Origin of the sequence: Streptomyces sp. NPDC019224 (genome assembly GCF_040632605.1) — a bacterium.
GTDB lineage: Bacteria > Actinomycetota > Actinomycetes > Streptomycetales > Streptomycetaceae > Streptomyces.
In genome coordinates this window covers 33,908-51,644 of record NZ_JBEYCF010000023.1, presented here as the reverse complement: position 1 = coordinate 51,644, position 17,737 = coordinate 33,908, and the positions used below count along the sequence as shown (strand labels likewise).

Below are 17,737 nucleotides of genomic sequence, written 5' to 3'. Positions count from 1 at the left end.
CCCCCTGGGGGGCCGTGCGGAGTTCGGGGCACGCCCCCGGTGGACGACCCGAGTACCTCGCGCGCAGAGAAGGTCGAAGGCCCGGAAAGCCGTCAAGCCGCGAGCCCCCGTGTGTGCGTGCCCCCTACTCCGCCGCAGCTCGACGAAACAACGATGCAGAGGGAGCGTCCGAAGTGGAGATGCGCCTGCTGCCCGCGCCTCCGTTCAACCAGTCCTGCGGTGTGCGTGCCAGGTGGTGGCAGCAGCAGCGAGGCGCAGGGTCCACGGATCGGGGTCGGCGGTGCTGATCTCGGACCAGAGATTGGTGTTGGCAGCGGTAAAGGCGGTGATGCCTTCGGTGGGGGCGGTGTGCCAGGAGGGAATTTCGGCGGCCCAGTGTTCGGCGGAGGCGGGGGTGTGGCCGGAGGCGATGAGCCAGATGACCCAGTAGCCGGCATCGAGCCAGGCCGCTCCACGGGTGGCCCAGGCCCAGTCGACCAAACGGGCCCGATCGCCCACCGGGGCGTGGTCGTCCACGAGGACGTTGGTGTTGTTCAAGTCGGTGTGGAGGAGGTGGGGTCCAGCGAAGAAGCGGAGGTCGTCGGGGTGGGCGGCGTAGCGCTCCAGGCGCTGTTCGGCGCGGCGGAGTTCGACGCCGGGGCAGGGGGTTTCGCCGAGGCGGCGCAGGAGGGCGGCGGCTTCGGAGAGGTCGGGGGAGCCGGGGGCGTAGTCGGCGTGGTGGCCGGTGAGGACTTCGAAGCCGAGGAGGTCCCAGCCGGCGGTCTCGACGCGCCAGCTGAGGGCGGGGGCCAGGCCGGTGAGGAAGGGGGCGATGGCGGCTTCCCGGCGCTGGGTCCAGGCGCGAGGGTGGTCGGTGCGCAGCCCCTTGATGTGCCAGGTGCCCGTGGCGGAGGTGACGCGGGCCGCGATCTCGCTGTTAAGGCCGTCGGTCGCTTCCTCGACCGTGAGCAGGGGGCCGGTGTGCTCCTCGACGGCGGTACGGGCGGCGGGCGGCAGTTGGTCGAGGCCGATGCGGATGGTCACCATGGGGCTTCACTCTTCCAGAGGATGGTGGTGCGGGGGCTTCGGACGGAAAAGCGTCCGAAGCCCCCGCAGTTGTACGCGACCGGCTGTCTACCGGTACGGGTTGTCGTCGTTGCAGCCCGGGATGGCGCCCTCGGACAGCACCTCCAGGTCGTCCAGGAGGATCACTCCCTCGGGCTCCTCCAGAACCGGCGGTCGGGGGCTGATCTCCACCATGACAGCGGTCATGACGCTTCCTCGCTTCCGTGTTGGCAGTAGGTGTTCAGTGGTGCCTTCGCCTCCTGGTACGCCTTGGCGAGCGGTCGGCAGACCCGGCAGGTGCCGGAGAGCTGACAGCCGCCGCAGCCCCCGGTGCGAAGCATTTGGGCATCGGCGATGCCGGGCAGACGGAGAAGTCCGTCCAGGCCCTCGGACATGAGGTCGATGGGGTTCTCGCGGCCGACCTTGCACATGGTCGCGAGGCCGTGCGGGTCGACGTGGAAGAAGGTGTGGCCGGCGGGGCAGCCCTTGAACACGCTGGTCTTGTCCAGAAATCCTGGCGCCTGCGCGGCCAGCGGTTCGGGCGTGCCGGTGTACGTCGGCGAGATCGTGCCGTACTCCTGACGGCTCGCCCCGTACCGCTCGGCGAGGGCGCGCATGGCGTCCAGCTCGTGGGCGTTGTGCCGGGTGATGATCAGCGCCAGTTCGAGCGCGATGCCGGCCTCGCGCGCCGCGACGAGCCCCTTCTCGACCAGCTTGAACGCCCCCGGTTTGCGGGTGAGCGAGTCGAAGCTGTCCGGGGTCGCCCCGTAGAGGGAGACGGTCACCTTGTGCGGCGGCAGGTCGCGTAGGAGATCAATGATCTCGGGGCGGTGGAGCCGGGAGCCGTTGGTCAGGATCTCAATCAGCATTCCGCAGCTGTACGCGAGCGCGTACGCGTCCACGAAGTCCCGGTCGATCAGCGGTTCGCCGCCCGTGAACTGGAGCCACAGCACCCCGGCGTCCCGCAGCAGGCGCAGGAGCCGGACCTTGTCAGGCCAGGGCAGCCCCTCGAACTTCCGCTCCGCGAGGTAGCAGTGCTCGCAGTTTCTCTAGGCTATCCAGAGTTGTCGGTTCGATTTCTCTGGAGGGGACTCCTTGCCTGCTGCCCTGGAGGGCTGGACGGTGGACTTCTACGACTTCACCGTCGCTCAGCCCGAACCCGGTACTGACCAACTGTCCGGCTTTGGAGACCTACACGCCCGTGCTGCAGCCAACGGGGCTCGGCACGGCACTCCCGTGATCCTCGGCCCCGAGGGCAAGCCTGACCCGAAGGTCAACCTCTTCTTCCGTACGGGGGCGATGGTGGATGCCCGGCCGTCGACGTGGCGGCGGTACGCGTACGCGCTGGTGGTGTGGCTCGAGTTTCTCCGGGTCTTCGGGCGCCGGTGGCAGGACGCGACGCCGCGTGATGTCGAGGCGTTCAAGGAGTGGCGGTTGACGGACCTCCGTAATGACGAGCGGGTTCTGCCGACCAGCTTCGATACCGACCGGGCGGCGCTGAACACCTTCTATGTCTGGGCCGGGCACCGGTATGGGGTGGCGAATCCGGTGGCCAGCGCGGGTGTTCGCCTCGGTCGGCGGCCGTCGTTCTCTGGGGAGTTGGAGGGGTACACAGGCGGTTCCCGGGATCCGCTGCGGCCTGCCGGCTCGTCGCGACGGCAGGTGAAGTGGATGCTGCGAACGGCCTTTGAGCAGTGGCGGAACATCGGGTTGTGCGGGTACGCCTTCGACGGCGTGCGCCGTCGGGGCTGGCGAGGTTCGAACGAGGACCGGGACGCGGCCTTTGTTGATGGCCTGTACGGGACGGGGCTGCGGCTGACGGAGTGGGCGAGTGTGCTCGATGTCGAACTGCCAGCGGTCGGGAACGCCCGCTTCTCCTCCGCGTGGTTGTCTGCGGCCTGCATCAAGCGAGGTGAGGAGGGGCGGGTCTATCGGGTGCCGCGCAGTGTGCTGTCGGCGGTGGCTGCGTACACGGACCCTCTGGAGGGGTCCCGCATGGAGGCCGTACGGCGAGCCCAGCGCGCCGGGCGCTACGACGCGCTGCACGCCGTCCGCATCGTGACCGGCTATAACGCCCGGAACCGCACACTGATCGTGGAAGGCGGAAGCGGGCCGGTTCCGATCTCGGTAGATGTACTGGGGCCGGATGAGCGGCGGTTGCTGTTCCGTCGTACATCGCACGGGCTGGAGCCGCTGTGGCTGTGGCTGGCGCCCGGCGGCCTGCCGAAGAAGCCGCACGGCTGGGAGGACACTTTCCAGGCTGCCAACGAGCGGGTTGCCGAGGCATGGGTGCGGACCGCCGGTCCCGGTCTGGAAGGCGAGGAGCGGGAACGGCGAAAGGCGGAGTGCCCGTTGTGGGCAAGGCCGCACATGCTGCGGCACAGCTTCTGCCTGAAGTGGTTCTCCATCCTGTCGGCTGTCTGGCAGCGTCGGGTGGACGGGTTCACTGAGGAAGAAGTCCGAGACCTGCGTGAACAGTTGGGTGACATCTGGTACCAGCTGGCCACTTTGATGGGGCACAAGCACCCGGAGACGACTCGGAACATCTATCTCGAGCCGTTCAGCGCTCTTGAGGTCGACTATCTGATGGCGCTGCTGGACGAGGAGGAAACCGCCGGAGTGGACGCGCTGCTGCGTGCGGTGACGCGCGACGGCGGCCGGACCCTGACCGGTGTGGTGCCAGCAACGGGACCAGAAGAGATCGGCGAGCCGGGGGCGGTCCGGTGAGCCGCCGTTCCCGGGGCGGTCGCCGCGCCGCCCAGCCGACTGCGGCATGGGCGCCGGCCGAACGGCTCCAACCGGACGGCGTGAGCGTGCTGTTCGTCGAGGAGTCCAGCGGTCGCAGTCAGCTCTTCGACTTTGCCGAGCTGCCGGTCTCCGAGGAGCTCCAGCGCTGGTTGGCGGGCTGCGTGGCCGGTGAGGTCTCGGCCCGGTCCACCGTCAAACGCGTGGGCACGATGCAGAACCTGTACTTCGTCGCCCGGTCCTTCGCCCTGGTGCTCGCCGAGAGCCCCGGCCCTGTCGCGCATCCGCGTGATGTCACAGCCGACCACTTCACGGCCTTCCGGGCCCGGCACGCGCATCTGAAGTCGATGGGCAACTACGTTGCGGCCCTGCGCAGGCTGCTGCGTGCCGACACGGCCCTGAGCGAGTCGGCACGCGCCGGTCTCGCCGCCATCCGGGTCCGCAAGACCGCCCAGGAGCCGGGCGAGCTGGAGTACACCGACACTGAATGGCAGGAGATCCTGACGGCGGTCCGCCGGGACGTGCGCGTCGCGCGGGACCGCATCCGGTACGGCAGAGCTGTTCTCGCCCGGTTCCGGGCCGGGCAGTTGGCGGCGGGGAGCGACGAGGAGAAGCTCGGGCGGCTGCTCGACGTCTTCGACCGGACCGGCGCCCTGCCCCGCTACTCCGGCGGAAGCCAGACGGCCGCCGTCATCGAGGCCGGTGGTGCGACCTACGTCACCTCCCTTCTCTGCTTGTCCCTGGACGAGATGACCGCGTTCGCACTGCTCCTGGTGGCGCTGACCGGACAGAACTTCGGCACGGTGGCCTCCTGGCCCGTCGCCCACTTCCGGCCGGACGGTGGACTCACCGACAAGGGACTGGCTCTGCTGGAGTCCGTCAAGCCTCGCCGCGGGCCGGAGCGTGAGCACATGGTCGTGCCCTTGGAGGACGTGCTGACCGGGGCGGATGACGAGCACCGGCTGTTCCGCTCGCCGTTGCGGGTCTACCTCCTGCTGCTGGAACTCGGCGAGACCGCCCGCCGCCTCGGCGGTCTGACCACCGTCTTCGCCGGCCACATCCTGAATCCGCGCGCTGGCGGTACGCAGTGGCCGAGCACCCTGCGGGCCCATCACGTGGCGCGCTGGGCCAGCGAGCGGGGCTTCCCTGTTGCAGAGTCCGCTGTCGCTGGCGGACGGCCGGCCGTTTCGGTGCGACGGCTGCGCAGGACGGTGATCGAGCGTCGCCGCAGGCCGGTCGCTCAGAGCACCCGCACCATGCGGGAGATCTACCTCATGCCGAGCAAGTCCGTACGGGCCGAGAGCGAGCAGATCGTGGCGACCGCGCTGCAGAAAGAGGTGGACAAGGCCCGCCGACAACAGGCGGTCCCCGTGTTCACCCCGGATTTTGTGCGTCTGGCCGGGGAAGACCTCTCTGCCGCAGCCCAGACCGCTGGGATGGAGCCTCAACGTCTGAAGCTCCTGCTCGCGGGCGACCAGGACACTCCGCTGGCCTCCTGCGTCGATCACACCGCCAGCCCGCACGCCGCCGCCGGGCAGCCGTGCACGGCGTCCTTCCTCGCCTGTCTGGATTGCGAGAACGCCCGGGCACTGCCTCACCAGCTTCCGGTGCAGATCGCCGCGATCGAGGAAATGTACGCCCTGCGGCCGCACTTGGACCCGGCCCTGTGGGGTGCCCGCTACGAGCCCAGAGTGCAACAGCTCGAAGAAATCTCCCGCGCCTTCGACCCCGCCGAGCGGGAGCGTGCAAAGGACGCCATTACCGATGGCCAGCGACAGCTGGTCCGCAACCTTTTGGAGGGGCGATGGGATCTGTGCTGATGCTGGCCGCCGCATTCGCGGAGGAGCCTGCTCGTCCATGGCCGCCTGACGACACGGTGATCCTGCGTGGCCGCCCGGTCCGCGCCGGTACCCCGGCCGACCGACTCTCACGCTTCGGTGACGCCGTCTGGCACCTGCGGCCAGGCCATCCCGATGCCCACCAGGTGGTGAACGGTATCCACTGGTCCCGCTGGCCCGCGCCCTTGGTACTGCCCTTCAAAACCTTCGCGCTCGCGGCTTTGGACCACCCCCTGCCCGCCACCACAACGATGAGCAGCGACGGCGACCCCATGAGCGTCGACACCGTGTCGGGCAAACTCGGTGAGTTGCGCATCCTTGCCGCGTGGATGGACCAGCAGGAGATCACGCAGATCAGCGACCTGACCGACACGCAGCTCGACCGCTACCGCTCCCATGTCCTGGCCCTGGCGACCAGCAAGGAACGGAAGGGCTCGCTGCTTCGTGCCGTGCGGAGCCTGTGGGAGTACCGGCGCCACCTGCCCCGCGAGTGCCAGATGGCCACCGCTGATCCGTGGAACGGTGCCAGCGGAATGAGCTTGGCCAAGGTGGCCGCCAAAGGACGGGAGAACAGGACGCCCCGTATCGACGCGCCGACCATGGAGGCGCTGCTGGCCTGGAGCCTGCGCATGCTGGAGGACATCGGCCCGGACATCCTCGCCGCGCACCGCGAGTTCCAGATGCTCGAGGATGGTACGCATCCGAATCAGTCCCCTTACCTGGGCTTGCGCCCCGCTGCGGCACTGAAGCTCTTCATGGAGCGAGCGGTGCGCGAAGGCCGCACCCTGCCGGGATACCGGACCGCTGGCAGGCACGACGTGAACTGGAGGCATCTCGGCCGCTTGGTGGGTGCTGGAAGAGTGACCGCGCCGGGCTCACAGAAATTTGTACGGAACAGCGGGCTGCCGGTCGCAGAGGACGTCGACCTGGGGACGGTGACCGGCCGGATCGACGGTGTCCCCTGGCGGGACAGACCGATCACCTTGAGAGAACTGCCACGCCTGATCCGCTTTCTGACCGCCGCCTGCTTCGTGATCATCTCCTACTTGTCCGGAATGCGCCCCGGAGAGGCGCTCAATCTGCAGCGCGGCTGCAGCCGACGCGACGAAGCCACCGGGCAGCTGCTGGTCGACGGCCGGCGTGGGAAGGGCGCGGGGCGTCAGCCTCGCATCGAGGAGGCGGACGATGACATGTGGGGACGCTCCTGGGTCGTGGTCCAACCCGTCCACGACGCCATCTCCATGCTGGAAGCTCTCAGCTCCTCCCCGTTTCTCTTCCCTTCCAGCTTCGTGAGCGCCCAGACCAGCCGCCCGGCTGAAGATCATGCGCGGGCCGGTGCTGCGGTGACTCGCGACCTCAACGAGTTCACCACCTGGATCAACAGCACCTTCGTACGCCCCGACGGGCAACCGGCCATCCCGGCGGACCCCGCCCGGCGGGTGCACCCCTCACGGTTCCGCCGGACTCTGGCGTACTTCATCGTGCGCCGCCCTCGCGGGCTGGTGGCCGCCGCTCTTCAATACGGGCATGTAGCCACAAAAGTCACGCTGAGTTATGCGGGCGCGTCAAACACTTCCTGGATGGAAGATCTCGCCGTCGAACGGCTGGAGCTGCTGGTCGAGCAGAGCGAGGAGGACTGGCGGCTCCTCGGAGAAGGGGAGCACATCAGCGGGCCGTCCGCGTCGGAGTACAAGAGCCGCGTCACCCGTGCTCGTCAGTTCGTCGGCCGGGCCATCAGCCGGACCCGCAACATCGAGAGGTTCCTGGCGCAGGTCGACCCCAGCATCCACCACGGGGAAGGGATGACCTGCGTATGGCGAGCCGAGACCGCCGCCTGCCGCAACACCAAACTCACCCAAGGACTGCCCGCCAACGACGCCCCCGACGAGGCCGAGTGCCAGTCGGCCTGCCAGAACCTCGCCTACACCGACCGCGACATCACCCAGCTCCACGAACGGCTCGCCGCACTGGAAGCCGGCGCGGCCGACGCGCTGGCGCCCCGCCCGCTGCGGGACCGCGCCGCAGCCCAGGCCACCCAGGTCAAGAAAGTTCTGGACCGTCACAACGCCACCAAGTCCACCACCGACCCCGCTGAGGAAAAGACCGCATGACTCGCCAACCCCGTGACCGTGACGTCGAGCGCATGGCTCTCCGATCAGCTGCTGACCGGTTGCTCGCTGGCACCCCACTACGGTCCACCAGTGGCAAGCTCACCGGCACCGAGCTGATCGCCGAGTCCGGACTGCGACGCGACGTCGTCTACGGCGACCACAAAGACCTGATCGAGGAGTTCCAGGCCCGAGTCAAGGCCCAGAACGCCGTTCCCGCCGCCGTTGAGCAGGTAGCCGAGCAGAACCGAGCTCTGAAGGAAGAGGTCGCCAGTTTGAAGGCCGACCTCGCCGCAGAGCGGCAGAGGAACAAGGTGCTGGCGAAGGTCGCCGTCGAGCTCTCATTGGAGCTGGAACAGGTGCGTGAGGAACTGGCCGGGGACTCGAAGGTCGCGCGTTTGCCGATGCCCCGGCATTCGTGACGCGAGGGCCTGGATGCTGGTCGCCAGGCGTACCAGTCTCGATGCAGCGGCACGTCCGAGGAACCGGGCTCCTCCACGGTTCGCGGCACGTACAGTCTCACCGGATGGCTTCGGAGAGGATGCACAAATGCTGGTGGAGACGTTGCAGGCGGTAGCCGCAGAGGGTGGCATAGCGGTGGTAGCCGCAGCTGGCACGGATGCGTGGGAGGGGATCCGCGGGCTTGTGGCCCGGCTCTTCCATCGGGAGGAAGATCCGCAGGGTCAGGTGGTGTTGGAACGCCTCGACCAGACGGCGGCCGCCCTGGAACAGGCCGAGTCGGCGGAGGCAGAGAGGATACGGAGCCGTCAGGAGATCTCCTGGCAGACCCGGTTCGAAGACCTCCTGGAAGGTCTGGACGAGGCTGGACGCGCGGATGTGGCCGGCCAGCTTCACGAGCTGGTTGAGCTGGTGCGACAGCAAGTCGGGGGAGCGGTCTCTGCCGGATCTGGTGGGCTGGCTGTAGGCGGGGATCTGACCATCCGTGCCGAGAGTGGGTCGGTGGCAGGCGGCGTCATCAACGGCGGTGCACACGTGGGAAACCCTCCGGTGCCGGGTCCGGACCAGATCTGACCGCACCCGGCACCTCCTCGAACACCACAGCTGGCACTGCCATCGTTGCCCAACATGGCTCAATCGCCGCCAGACGCATCGACACGGCACGGATCAACAACGTGTCACTCACGCTGCAGCTCCCCGATCAGCCTCCGCTACCAACGTCTCCCGCGGCAGGAGACGTAGCCAAGGCGGCACAGTTCATCGGCGCATTCCCCCCGGACGCCGACTGGATTAGAGATCTACGCCGAGGCACCCCCGGGAGGGTCTCCAACTCGACCTGGCACGCTGCGTATGACGTGCAGGACATGCTGGCCGGTGGTGTGTTCAACTTCCGTGACGCGGAGGTCGCCGGGATGTACCAGACGCTCAAAGGCGCGCTCGACGCCCTCTGCAACGAGTTCATGGACATGGATGAGCTCGAGCACGGCGGTGGCTACTTCGAAGTTCCTCGGGAGTGGAAAGGGACTCAGCGCGAGCGTTACTACAAGGCGTTGGAGGACCTGTCGTCGGCCAGACGCCAGGTCCTGGAGCACTACGACGCCCTCGCCAACCTGTTGAACCGCAAGGATCTCCTGTCCTGGCCCGGCCCCGCATCAGCTCCCTCGACATGAGAACGACTCCGCCTCTGGAAGAGGAGACCACGGAATGGCCGATGGCACACGCACCCCTGCTGATCCGGAGATGCTCGGCGCTGCCCTCCTGGGCTACCACCGAGCCATCATCCGGTTCGACGAAGATCTGAAGGCCCTTGCGCCAGGACAGGAAGGTTTTGGAGCGCTAACCTCCGCCACCGAGGCCCTGTACTGGGCCTGCTCTTTGGGAGAGCAACTCTTCCACTGCGACCCGACGTACAAGGATCAGGCCGACGGATACGGGCAGAAAATGATCCTCGGAGCTCGATGGGCCAGAAACCGTGCCACCCACGAACTGGCGTTCGTCGTAACCGAGGCGGAAGGGCGCCAGTATCCGCAGCCGGACCCGCAGACGGGATTTGAAGTCGTCTGGCGCCCCGATGACCAGCTTCCCTCCCCCGGGAAGCACAACGCGGACCAGCAGACCGCCTACGACCTGCACTTTACCGGCAAGCCTGTCCGGCTCACCTGGGACGCGCTTTCGCAGTTCTTCGCCAGCGAGCAGAACCGCCCCGGATCGTTGCTCTCCCAGACGACTGCCGACAGCATCGGCAGGCCCACATAGCAACGGCTCGCCCGGCACGGAAGTCGAGGGCCCCCCGTGGCCCGTCGCCAACCGGTCTGCTGGTCGCCGCCGCATACGACGCACCGATGCCCGTCATCCCTCAGCGTTCCCGAGAACCCGACAACTTCGATCCCGACAACCGACTTGCCTAATGAACGCAGTTGAAGTTGCAGCCCTTGTTGATCTCGTACGTGGCCCGGCCGTACCCGAGACGGGTCTCGGAGCGTACGAGAACGGCGTCCCGCATCGCCGTGTCCGCCAAGTCCACGTTCCAGGCCGTACGGGCGTGGTCGAGGAGCCAGGCCGGCAGCGAGCTGCTGCTCTCGGCAGCCGAGGCCAGTTCCTCGTACAGCGTCCGAGGGATGCGCATGCCGCCCTTGGAGCCGGGACGGGCGATCAGGAACGTTCCGTTGTACGGGCTCGCGATCAGCTGGTGCACGGGACCTCCTCAGGGGTGTCTTCCCAGGTGTGCTGCTTGGCGTGGCCGGCGAACAGACAGCAGCCCTCACCGTCGGGCCCCGGGGCGGCGACTGGACAGTCCGACAGCACGACCAGTTCCGCCTCGTCCGTCCCGTACCAGCGGAGCCACAGCGCGGTTCCGTACGAGCCGTCGTCGCTGAGGAGGCCGAAGTGGTCCCCGTCGTCGTGCGCGGACAGTTGGCACCGCACCGCCCCGTCGACGTGATCAACGGTCGGGTCCTCCCGCGCTTCCCGTGCCAGGCCGAGCGGCACCCGGCGCCAGTGCACGCACCGCATCACGACACCATCCGAGAGGACGCGACGGCGCACCGGGCCTGCCGCGAGCACCGGGGGCAGACGCACGGCGGGTAGCGGCCCGGATTCTCCGGGGCCACCGGGTCCTCGCCAACGCGTACCGCCTTGAGAGGCCCCCACGTTGCGCCGGAGTCGCGGGAAACCCGCAACGTCATCCGTACCTCGTTCTGTCCGTTCGCCATGGCCAGGAGCATTGCGATCCACGGACCCCGGCAGAAAGGCCAAGCGGATTACCCAACCTGGATAACATCACCCTCGGTAGGCCAGTCGCAGCAATTCGTAGTCCTCATGCTGGAGCGTGCCCGATGCCCAAGCCATCCCGCTCGCAGGAACTCCCGGTCAGCCTGCTTACGGACCCGGTGATGATCGAGGCGTGCCGGGCCCGAGACTTCGGCCGCATCTTCAAGCTGGTCAAAGCACGAGCAGGCATCTATCCGTCGATGATCGCGCGCCGCTGCGATCTGACCCCGAGCCGTGTTGGTGAAGTGATCGCCGGGCGACGGCAGTTGCTGCACATGGACGTAATCGAACGGATCTCGGACGGACTGCGCATCCCCGGCCACATGCTCGGGCTTGCCCGACGCTCCTGGGAAACTCCGCCGAGCCTGACGGCCAAGCCCAGGGAACCGGCCGAAGCGCCGGCCTCAGCCGTCGAGTCGCTTGGCGCCGGGCTGCCGGGGGCGGATGTCGACAGCATCCTCGCCCTGGCGGCCGAGCACGATCTCAGCCCCTCGACACTGGACGCGCTGCACTCGTCAATCGCGGACTACTGGCGCAGAGACGACGAGCACGGGGGCGAGACCTTACGACCGGCAGTCGTCGGCCAGCTCCGTTACGTTGTCGGTCTCCTCAAGGAACAGCGGCCGGCCCCCCTGCGAACCGGCCTGCACAGCATCGCGGCCGAACTGGCCCGGCTCACCGGGTGGACCTACTTCGACGCCCGTCAGTACAACCAGGCACGCGCCTACTTCACCGAATCCCTCGGCCTCGCCAGGGCAATCGACGACCGCCAGTTCATGGCCAACGTTCTCGCCTGCATGAGCCTTCAGGCCACGTACGAGGACAGGCCCGGCGACGCCCTCGCACTCGTCACCGCCGCCCAGGACCAGGCCAGGGAGGCAGCGGGGACGACACCGCGCGTGCTGGCGATGCTCGCGATGCGTGAAGCCTTCGCCCACGCTGCCCTCGGTAATCGCGGTGCGACGCACACCGCGATCTCCGAAGCCCACGGCCAGTTCGAGCGAATCAGCACCGGTGATCCGGACCCGGCCTGGGTCGCCTATTTCGATGAACCGAAGCTGATCGTGGACACCGGCATCGCGCATGGCCGCCTGGGCGAAGCAGTACTCGCCGAACCTCTCATCGCGGACGCCCTCCGCCGAGAGCACCGGACGAACCACCGAGGGCGCGCCTTCCACGCCTTCTGGCTGGCCCGAACCCAACTCCAGCGCGGCAAACTCGATGAGGCGTGTCATACGGCCATGGACGCCCTGGCTGCGGCGGCGGCCGTCAGTTCCCAGCGGGTCGGCGGCCATCTTCGGGAGTTCTACGAGCAGTTGGAGCCCTTTCGCCGAGAACCGGCCGCAGTCGCATTCGAGTCCCGGCTCCGGGAGACACTGCCCCGCCAGGTCAGCGGATCGCCTCGTCCATGAGCACGTAGAGCAGCCCGACCAGAGAGCCGCTACTGACGATCTCGCGCCGGTCGATCATGCCCCGCACATCGGCCAGCGGGATCCACTCGATTCGATCCGACTCGTTTTTCTCGGTCGGAGGCCCCTCGTACGTTGCTCCGTCGGCGCGGAAGATGTGGTGCTGGGAGTCGGTGATGCCGTTGGCCGGCTCGGCGTAGATGAGCGGCTTGACCGGGCCGGGCCGCCAGCCCGTCTCTTCCAGCACCTCACGGGTCGCCGCCTCGGCTGGCGTCTCGCCCTCCTCGACCAACCCCATGGGAAGTTCCCACGCCCAGGCGTTGGTGATGAAACGGTGCCGCCACATCATCAGCACCTCGCGCCGCTCGTTGACGACGGCAGCCACGGCCAGATGTCGGAGCTTGACGACGTGGTGCTCCCAGCGGTTCCCGTCAGGCGTCTCGACGTCAGTGAGCCACAGGTTCACCCAACTGTTCTCGTAGATCGGACGTTCTCCGTGGATCTTCCACTGCATCGCTGCGGCCCCTCTCAATCGGCCTCCAGCATCGCAGAGCCACAGCCGCAGCCTGCCAGGTTCAATCAGATTCACGTCATAGTGACGAATAGAGGGTCGGTCTGGGTAGACGCGGATGTTCGTGATTGGCCCTCGCTCAACACCGTGAGCGGGGGCCAATCTGTTGTCAGCCAGCTACGAAGACAGGGCTAACTGTCGTTGTCTTGCTGATGACTGCGGTGGCGCCACCGCGCGAGTGCACTCCGGCCCGCCAATACACCGATAGCTGTGACGGTGCTGGCCGCCAGGTTGGCGAGGATATCGATGAGAAAGCCCTGCATGTACTCTCCATGGGCAGCTTGAAGCTACCCACCGGATGAGCGGGCTTGCGGCGAATGTCACGTACGTGACCGGAAAGTGACCCCGTCCTCGCCCAGGGGCTGCCCGAGCCACAGAGCAGCAGATTCATGGTAGCAACGAGACGTCCAACTCGGTGAAGCCCGCATCTCTCATCTCGTCTACGAGCCGCCACCACCTCGTTGCTTCAACCTGGGGTGTGCGCGGGCATGCTGGACACCTGAAGATGTATGAACTGCGACCCATCATGGACCCAGGCTCGGCGTCCCGCGCGGGTGGCGCGAAGTATCTGAGCGCATGGGTCATCCCATGGCTGCCATCAGCTTCGCGTCGGGCCATCGTCAGGCGGATTCGCGCATGCTGGCCCCTATCAGTGCATACGATCCCGACTCGGTACTGCTTGGCCATACCGACAGTCCCCCGTAAATCACCAAACCGTATGCGCACGCAAGCTTCGGCAGCGATGATCGAGGCCATCGCATAGTTGGAGTGTCCGTATACCCATCGGAGCAGGTCCTCTCAAACGCTCGCTCACTGGACCGGACGTTGCCCGGTTGGAACGGGGACAGTCCGGGCTTCGAGGTGACCGTCCGGCCCGCTCTCACCGGCAATCCTACGGAGCCCCGATGACCGCCCAACCCACGCATGATCACCTGGTGACCGATCGCAGCCTTCTCGCCACCAAGGCCTACGGAACGGGTCAGCACCTGGCCGCGCGTCAGTCCCTCTACCGCTGGCAGACCCCGAGCCACGACCTTCCGGGCATCGTCGTTGACGAACTGGCCGACGTGCGCGGTGTGGTCGCTGACGTGGGTTGCGGTAACGGGAAGTTCGTCGCCCGGGTGCGGGACGAACGGCCCGACCTGAACGTGCTGCCCACGGACGTCTCTCACGGCATCATCGGCGCCATCCCCGGAGCGGTCGTCGCGGACGTCCAGCGGTTGCCCATTGCGGATGGATGCCTGGGGGCGGTTCTTGCGCTTCACATGCTGTACCACGTGGAGGACCAACCACAGGCCGTAAGGGAGTTGAGGCGCGTACTGGCACCCGGCGGCGTCGCGATCGTCTCCACGAACAGCCGGGCCGACAAGCGGGAGCTTGAACACCTCTGGCGTCAGGCCGCAGGAGATGTGCTGGGCATCCAGGAGGGCCCGGCCCGAGTGCAGTTGTCCGCCCGGTTCACTATGGAGGACGCGCCGGCGATCCTCGGAGCGGTCTTCGGTGAGATCCGCACGATCCCCCTCCCCGGGGTGATCGAGGTGACCGACGCCGAACCAGTCGTCGCGCACCTGGCCTCCTACGAAGCCTGGGCGGACAGGATGGGCGTCCCATTCCAGGAGACGGTCGATCGTGCCCGGGAGCGGGTCAACGAGACCATCCGCGCAGAGGGCGCTTTCCGCGTCACCTGCCTCGGCGGCATGCTCGTCTGCCGATGAGGTCAGCGGATCACCTCGTCCATGAGTACGTAGAGCAACCCGACCAGGGAGCCGCTGCTGACGATCTCGCGGCGGTCGATCATGCCCCGCACATCGGTCGGCGGGCCTTCGTACGTCGCTCCGTCGGCGCGGAAGACGTGGTGCTGGGAGTCGGTGATGCCGTTGGCCGGCTCGGCGTAGAAAAGTGGCTTGACGGCGGCGCGGTGCCGCCACATCATCAGGACCTCGCGCCGCTCATTGACGACAGCGGCCACGGCCAAGTGCCGCAGCTTGACGACGCGGTGCTCCCAGCGGTTGCCGTCCGGTGTCTCTACGTCGGTGAGCCACAGGTTCACCCAGCTGTTCTCGTAGATCGGGCGTTCCCCGTGGATCTTCCACTGCATCGCTGCGGCCCCTCTCCATCGGCCTCCAGCATCGCAGGGCAGCGGCTGACCGACGTACGACCGCCTAGGAGCCACCCCAACCGCTACGAGCCGAAGGGCTAGCCGCGCTGGGGCCAGACCGGGCCCTCGTCGGTCCAGATGACGCCCTTGTTGCGGCACAGGCAGAAGGGGTGGCCGACCGGGTCGGTGTAGACCTGCCAGCCGTAGCCATGGGGGCCGATGCAGTCCTGCCTCAGCGTCGCGCCGAGGTCGAGTACGCGGCGCTGCTCCGACTCGACGTCGTCCACTTCGAAGTCGAGGTGGAACTGCTTGGGGTGCTCGCTGTCGGGCCATTGCGGAGCGCGGTAGTCGGCCACCCGGATGAAGGCCAGCTCGATCTCGCCGAACTGGATGCCGGCCCAGTCCTCAGAGCTGTCTTCCTTCACCGGACGGCCCGTGACCTCGGAGTAGAAAGCCGCCAGCTTCATCGTGTCCGGGCAGTCGATGATGAAATCGGTGAGTCGCAGCATCCCGTGATCTTGGCACAAGCTCATACCCGACCGCTCTTGGCCCCGGTGATTGTCAGTGGTCGCTGTTAGCGTCCGGCCGTTCCGGAAGAGGGATGGGGAGGGGCCGTATGGGCGCGTCGGGGTGGGACTACTCGCTTCCGTATCAGGAGGATCTCGTGGGGGCGTTCGATGCCCTGCGGCGCAGGGTCTTCCAGGAGCGGGACTACTCCTGGGTTTCGGGCGATGACTGGAGGCCGGAGGAGAAGCGGTTGCCGTGGCCCGAGACCGAGGAGGAGCTGTGGGCCGACGAGATCGCCCAGGAAGCGGGGACCCACTCGATCCTCGACATCTTCCGGATCATCGGGCCGGACGAGGAGCCGGACTACTCCACGATGAAGCAGGTGACGGAGGACGAGGCGCTGCGTGTCCTGGGCACGCGGAAGCTCACCCGGGATCACGTGCCGAGGTTCGAGGAGTTCGACTGTCGGCGTTGGTACGGGCGGTGCGCCGTGCTCCATGACGACCGGGGGGGAACCGCAGGAGGTCTACTTCTGGGGCTACTCCGGCGACTGAGCCAAACCGGTGGGGCGGTTGCCTTGGCCGCCGCCCATGGCCGGGCGGTCGTCCGAAGCGCGGCCGTGGGCGGCGGCGCCCCTCAGCCCGTGGTCTTCGCCGGGCCCGCGTACAGGTATGTGTCGCGGTCGGTGATGTGGCCGTCCTTGCCGACGGGGGTGTAGTTGCGTTCCAGGAGGCGGCCGGTGGACGGTTGCACGATCCAGCTCGGGTTGTAGATCTTGTAGCCGGGCTTCTCCTTCCACTTCCAGGAGATACGGGTGCCCGTGCGACCCGTAGCGTCCTTGACGCCCTCCGTCACCACCGCGCCCTGTGTGTCCGCCAGGACGCGGTAGAGCGCTGCCCTCAGCTTCGGTGAAATGGGGGCGTCGGTCAGCAGGTCGCCGGCCTGGAGGACGGTCTGTTCGGCGGCGGAGCCCTTCGCGCCGGCCGAGAGTGCGCTGCGAAGCGCCTCGGGGCGGGTGGGGAGGGTGTCCAGGTCGTCCCAGCCGACCCGCCCCGCGCCGACGTGCCAAGTGGCCAGGTTCGCGCTCTTCTTGGTGATCGTGCGGCCATTGTGCGCCTTGATGACGACCCTGTCGCGGCCCAGGTAGATGTCGTCGGTGTGGGCCCGGTGCCCCTCGGCCCACGTCCGGACGGTCGTCTTCCAGTACGGGGCCGAGGTGGCCGGTCCGCCCGCCACCCGGTCCGCCATGCTCGTGAACACCTCCGACGCCGACGCGCTCGCCGCCGGGCCGCCGCCGCCGAGGTCGGTGACCGGAACGATCGCCGCGCCCACCGCCACCGCCGCGACGGCCGCCGCGAGGGCGAACACCCGGCGGCGCCCGAAGCGCGGGGCGGCGACCGGGGCCGGGGTTTCCGGGGCCGACGCGTCCGCCGCGATGGCGTCCAGGACCAGCGCGTGCGCGCGGGCCCGGACCGCCGGGTCGAGGGGTTCGGTGCGGCCGGCGCGTTCCAGGGCGGCGGCGCCGGGGAAGTCGAGCAGGTCCGTGGGCGGGTTCTCGTGCGTCATGCGAAGTCTCCCGTCAGGGTCGTACGGGCGGGGCCGGCCAGTCCGTCGCGCAGGCGGGCGCGGGCCCGGTGCAGGCGGGAACGGGCGGTTCCGGCGGGGATGCCGACGGCGGCGGCCGCCTCAGCGGGGGTCAGCTGCTCCCAGGCCACGAGCAGCAGCAACTCGCGTTCCGTGGAAGGGAGTTCAGCGAGTCTGCGGCGCAGCTCCGGGGCCACCGAGGCCGCGTCCAGCCGCTGGTCGACCGCCTGCCACGGGTCGGCCGTCTCGGCGTCGGTGCCCCGCTGCGTGCGGGCGGCGGCACGCGCCGTGGTCTGCCGGTGGCGGGACAGTACGTTGCGGGCGACGCCGAACAGCCAGCCCCGGGCGGAGCCGCGCGTGGCGTCGAACGTCGCGCGGTGGGCGTACGCCTGGAGCCACACCTCGGAGAGCAGATCGTCGGCGGCGGCCGGGGCGCGGCGTACGAGGTAGCCGTGCAGGGCGGCCGAGTGCCGGGCCACCAGCGGCTCGAAGGCGGTGGGTTCACGTGCGGAGCGAGCGAGCAGGTCCTCGTCCGGGTCCATGAAGTCTCCTGTCCCGGACCGCCGGGGCGGCGGTCTCACCCCGTACTTGCACACGGACGGGGT

19 protein-coding genes and 1 pseudogene are annotated in these 17,737 nt (G+C 68.1%); 10 read left to right on the top strand and 10 right to left on the bottom strand.

Annotation, left to right across the window (positions count from 1 at the left end):
• Positions 1–204: 204 nt before the first annotated feature.
• The 3 genes and pseudogenes from ABZ564_RS17045 to ABZ564_RS17035 form a co-directional block, all read right to left on the bottom strand.
• The gene (locus ABZ564_RS17045; RefSeq protein WP_360856410.1) at positions 205–1,026 is read right to left on the bottom strand and encodes an aminoglycoside phosphotransferase; all 822 of its coding nucleotides are present in this window, start codon (positions 1,024–1,026) and stop codon (positions 205–207) included.
• Between the two features lie 87 nt (positions 1,027–1,113).
• Positions 1,114–1,251 (bottom strand): hypothetical protein, encoded by a 138-nt coding sequence (locus tag ABZ564_RS17040; RefSeq protein WP_185992985.1) that lies wholly within the window; start codon positions 1,249–1,251, stop codon positions 1,114–1,116.
• Positions 1,248–2,081, bottom strand: a pseudogene (locus ABZ564_RS17035) (radical SAM protein); the annotation flags it as partial. The gene ABZ564_RS17040 and the pseudogene ABZ564_RS17035, both read right to left, overlap by 4 nt.
• Positions 2,082–2,166: 85 nt before the next feature.
• On the opposite strand from ABZ564_RS17035, the gene ABZ564_RS17030 reads away from it, so the two are divergent.
• The 7 genes from ABZ564_RS17030 (at position 2,167) to ABZ564_RS17000 (ending at position 9,949) form a co-directional block, all read left to right on the top strand.
• Entirely contained in the window at positions 2,167–3,771 is a 1,605-nt protein-coding gene (locus ABZ564_RS17030) for an integrase (RefSeq protein ID WP_360856407.1), read from the top strand.
• Between the two features lie 80 nt (positions 3,772–3,851).
• The gene (locus ABZ564_RS17025) at positions 3,852–5,609 is read left to right on the top strand and encodes a hypothetical protein (RefSeq protein ID WP_360856404.1); all 1,758 of its coding nucleotides are present in this window, start codon (positions 3,852–3,854) and stop codon (positions 5,607–5,609) included.
• A complete protein-coding gene (locus ABZ564_RS17020; RefSeq protein ID WP_360856401.1) occupies positions 5,594–7,738 on the top strand; it encodes an integrase in 2,145 nt (714 codons plus the stop codon). Before ABZ564_RS17025 ends, ABZ564_RS17020 begins: the two co-directional genes overlap by 16 nt.
• Positions 7,735–8,157: a hypothetical protein gene (locus ABZ564_RS17015; protein ID WP_360856398.1), complete on the top strand. Its 423-nt coding sequence runs from the start codon at positions 7,735–7,737 to the stop codon at positions 8,155–8,157. Before ABZ564_RS17020 ends, ABZ564_RS17015 begins: the two co-directional genes overlap by 4 nt.
• Positions 8,158–8,284: 127 nt before the next feature.
• A complete protein-coding gene (locus ABZ564_RS17010; protein ID WP_360856396.1) occupies positions 8,285–8,767 on the top strand; it encodes a hypothetical protein in 483 nt (160 codons plus the stop codon).
• Positions 8,768–9,048: 281 nt separating this feature from the next.
• The gene (locus tag ABZ564_RS17005) at positions 9,049–9,363 is read left to right on the top strand and encodes a hypothetical protein (protein ID WP_360856393.1); all 315 of its coding nucleotides are present in this window, start codon (positions 9,049–9,051) and stop codon (positions 9,361–9,363) included.
• A 34-nt stretch (positions 9,364–9,397) separates the two neighbouring features.
• Positions 9,398–9,949, top strand: a complete 552-nt coding sequence (locus tag ABZ564_RS17000) for a hypothetical protein (protein ID WP_360856390.1) — start codon at positions 9,398–9,400, stop codon at positions 9,947–9,949.
• A 148-nt stretch (positions 9,950–10,097) separates the two neighbouring features.
• Here the strand turns inward: ABZ564_RS17000 and ABZ564_RS16995 are convergent, their stop codons facing one another.
• Positions 10,098–10,388, bottom strand: a complete 291-nt coding sequence (locus ABZ564_RS16995) for a hypothetical protein (RefSeq protein WP_360856387.1) — start codon at positions 10,386–10,388, stop codon at positions 10,098–10,100.
• On the bottom strand, positions 10,376–10,771 hold the full coding sequence (locus ABZ564_RS16990; protein WP_360856384.1) for a hypothetical protein: 396 nt from the start codon (positions 10,769–10,771) through the stop codon (positions 10,376–10,378). The genes ABZ564_RS16995 and ABZ564_RS16990 overlap by 13 nt, the downstream gene beginning before the upstream one ends.
• Before the next feature lie 257 nt (positions 10,772–11,028).
• Here ABZ564_RS16990 and ABZ564_RS16985 point away from each other — a divergent pair, with 257 nt between their 5' ends.
• Positions 11,029–12,375 carry a hypothetical protein gene (locus tag ABZ564_RS16985; protein WP_360856381.1) on the top strand — a complete coding sequence of 449 codons (1,347 nt, stop codon included), beginning with the start codon at positions 11,029–11,031 and terminating at the stop codon, positions 12,373–12,375.
• On the opposite strand, the gene ABZ564_RS16980 is transcribed toward ABZ564_RS16985, so the two are convergent.
• Complete coding sequence (locus tag ABZ564_RS16980; protein WP_360856378.1) at positions 12,353–12,886, bottom strand: NUDIX hydrolase; 534 nt, start codon at positions 12,884–12,886, stop codon at positions 12,353–12,355. The genes ABZ564_RS16985 and ABZ564_RS16980 overlap by 23 nt on opposite strands.
• Before the next feature lie 962 nt (positions 12,887–13,848).
• Here ABZ564_RS16980 and ABZ564_RS16975 point away from each other — a divergent pair.
• Positions 13,849–14,658: a class I SAM-dependent methyltransferase gene (locus ABZ564_RS16975; RefSeq protein ID WP_360856376.1), complete on the top strand. Its 810-nt coding sequence runs from the start codon at positions 13,849–13,851 to the stop codon at positions 14,656–14,658.
• Positions 14,659–14,660: 2 nt separating this feature from the next.
• Here the strand turns inward: ABZ564_RS16975 and ABZ564_RS16970 are convergent, their stop codons facing one another.
• On the bottom strand, positions 14,661–15,041 hold the full coding sequence (locus ABZ564_RS16970; RefSeq protein ID WP_360856373.1) for an NUDIX hydrolase: 381 nt from the start codon (positions 15,039–15,041) through the stop codon (positions 14,661–14,663).
• Positions 15,042–15,139: 98 nt separating this feature from the next.
• The gene (locus tag ABZ564_RS16965) at positions 15,140–15,550 is read right to left on the bottom strand and encodes a VOC family protein (protein WP_360856370.1); all 411 of its coding nucleotides are present in this window, start codon (positions 15,548–15,550) and stop codon (positions 15,140–15,142) included.
• A 107-nt stretch (positions 15,551–15,657) separates the two neighbouring features.
• Here ABZ564_RS16965 and ABZ564_RS16960 point away from each other — a divergent pair, with 107 nt between their 5' ends.
• Positions 15,658–16,266, top strand: coding sequence for a hypothetical protein (locus ABZ564_RS16960; RefSeq protein ID WP_360856367.1), 609 nt, complete (start codon positions 15,658–15,660; stop codon positions 16,264–16,266).
• On the opposite strand, the gene ABZ564_RS16955 is transcribed toward ABZ564_RS16960, so the two are convergent.
• Both ABZ564_RS16955 and ABZ564_RS16950 read right to left on the bottom strand, forming a co-directional pair.
• A complete protein-coding gene (locus ABZ564_RS16955; RefSeq protein WP_360856364.1) occupies positions 16,185–17,114 on the bottom strand; it encodes a CU044_5270 family protein in 930 nt (309 codons plus the stop codon). The genes ABZ564_RS16960 and ABZ564_RS16955 overlap by 82 nt on opposite strands.
• Positions 17,111–17,674: an RNA polymerase sigma factor gene (locus ABZ564_RS16950; RefSeq protein ID WP_360856361.1), complete on the bottom strand. Its 564-nt coding sequence runs from the start codon at positions 17,672–17,674 to the stop codon at positions 17,111–17,113. The genes ABZ564_RS16955 and ABZ564_RS16950 overlap by 4 nt, the downstream gene beginning before the upstream one ends.
• Positions 17,675–17,737 lie beyond the last annotated feature (63 nt).

Bases quoted from the DNA above. Each gene is read 5' to 3' on its own strand.
- ABZ564_RS16970 (WP_360856373.1), bottom strand. From the start codon at position 15,041: ATGCAGTGGAAGATCCACGGGGAACGCCCGATCTACGAGAACAGCTGG.
- ABZ564_RS17010 (WP_360856396.1), top strand. From the start codon at position 8,285: ATGCTGGTGGAGACGTTGCAGGCGGTAGCCGCAGAGGGTGGCATAGCG.
- ABZ564_RS16955 (WP_360856364.1), bottom strand. From the start codon at position 17,114: ATGACGCACGAGAACCCGCCCACGGACCTGCTCGACTTCCCCGGCGCC.
- ABZ564_RS16985 (WP_360856381.1), top strand. From the start codon at position 11,029: ATGCCCAAGCCATCCCGCTCGCAGGAACTCCCGGTCAGCCTGCTTACG.
- ABZ564_RS16965 (WP_360856370.1), bottom strand. From the start codon at position 15,550: ATGCTGCGACTCACCGATTTCATCATCGACTGCCCGGACACGATGAAG.
- ABZ564_RS17015 (WP_360856398.1), top strand. From the start codon at position 7,735: ATGACTCGCCAACCCCGTGACCGTGACGTCGAGCGCATGGCTCTCCGA.
- ABZ564_RS17045 (WP_360856410.1), bottom strand. From the start codon at position 1,026: ATGGTGACCATCCGCATCGGCCTCGACCAACTGCCGCCCGCCGCCCGT.
- ABZ564_RS16950 (WP_360856361.1), bottom strand. From the start codon at position 17,674: ATGGACCCGGACGAGGACCTGCTCGCTCGCTCCGCACGTGAACCCACC.
- ABZ564_RS17040 (WP_185992985.1), bottom strand. From the start codon at position 1,251: ATGACCGCTGTCATGGTGGAGATCAGCCCCCGACCGCCGGTTCTGGAG.
- ABZ564_RS16980 (WP_360856378.1), bottom strand. From the start codon at position 12,886: ATGCAGTGGAAGATCCACGGAGAACGTCCGATCTACGAGAACAGTTGG.
- ABZ564_RS16975 (WP_360856376.1), top strand. From the start codon at position 13,849: ATGACCGCCCAACCCACGCATGATCACCTGGTGACCGATCGCAGCCTT.
- ABZ564_RS17020 (WP_360856401.1), top strand. From the start codon at position 5,594: ATGGGATCTGTGCTGATGCTGGCCGCCGCATTCGCGGAGGAGCCTGCT.
- ABZ564_RS17000 (WP_360856390.1), top strand. From the start codon at position 9,398: ATGGCCGATGGCACACGCACCCCTGCTGATCCGGAGATGCTCGGCGCT.
- ABZ564_RS16960 (WP_360856367.1), top strand. From the start codon at position 15,658: ATGGGCGCGTCGGGGTGGGACTACTCGCTTCCGTATCAGGAGGATCTC.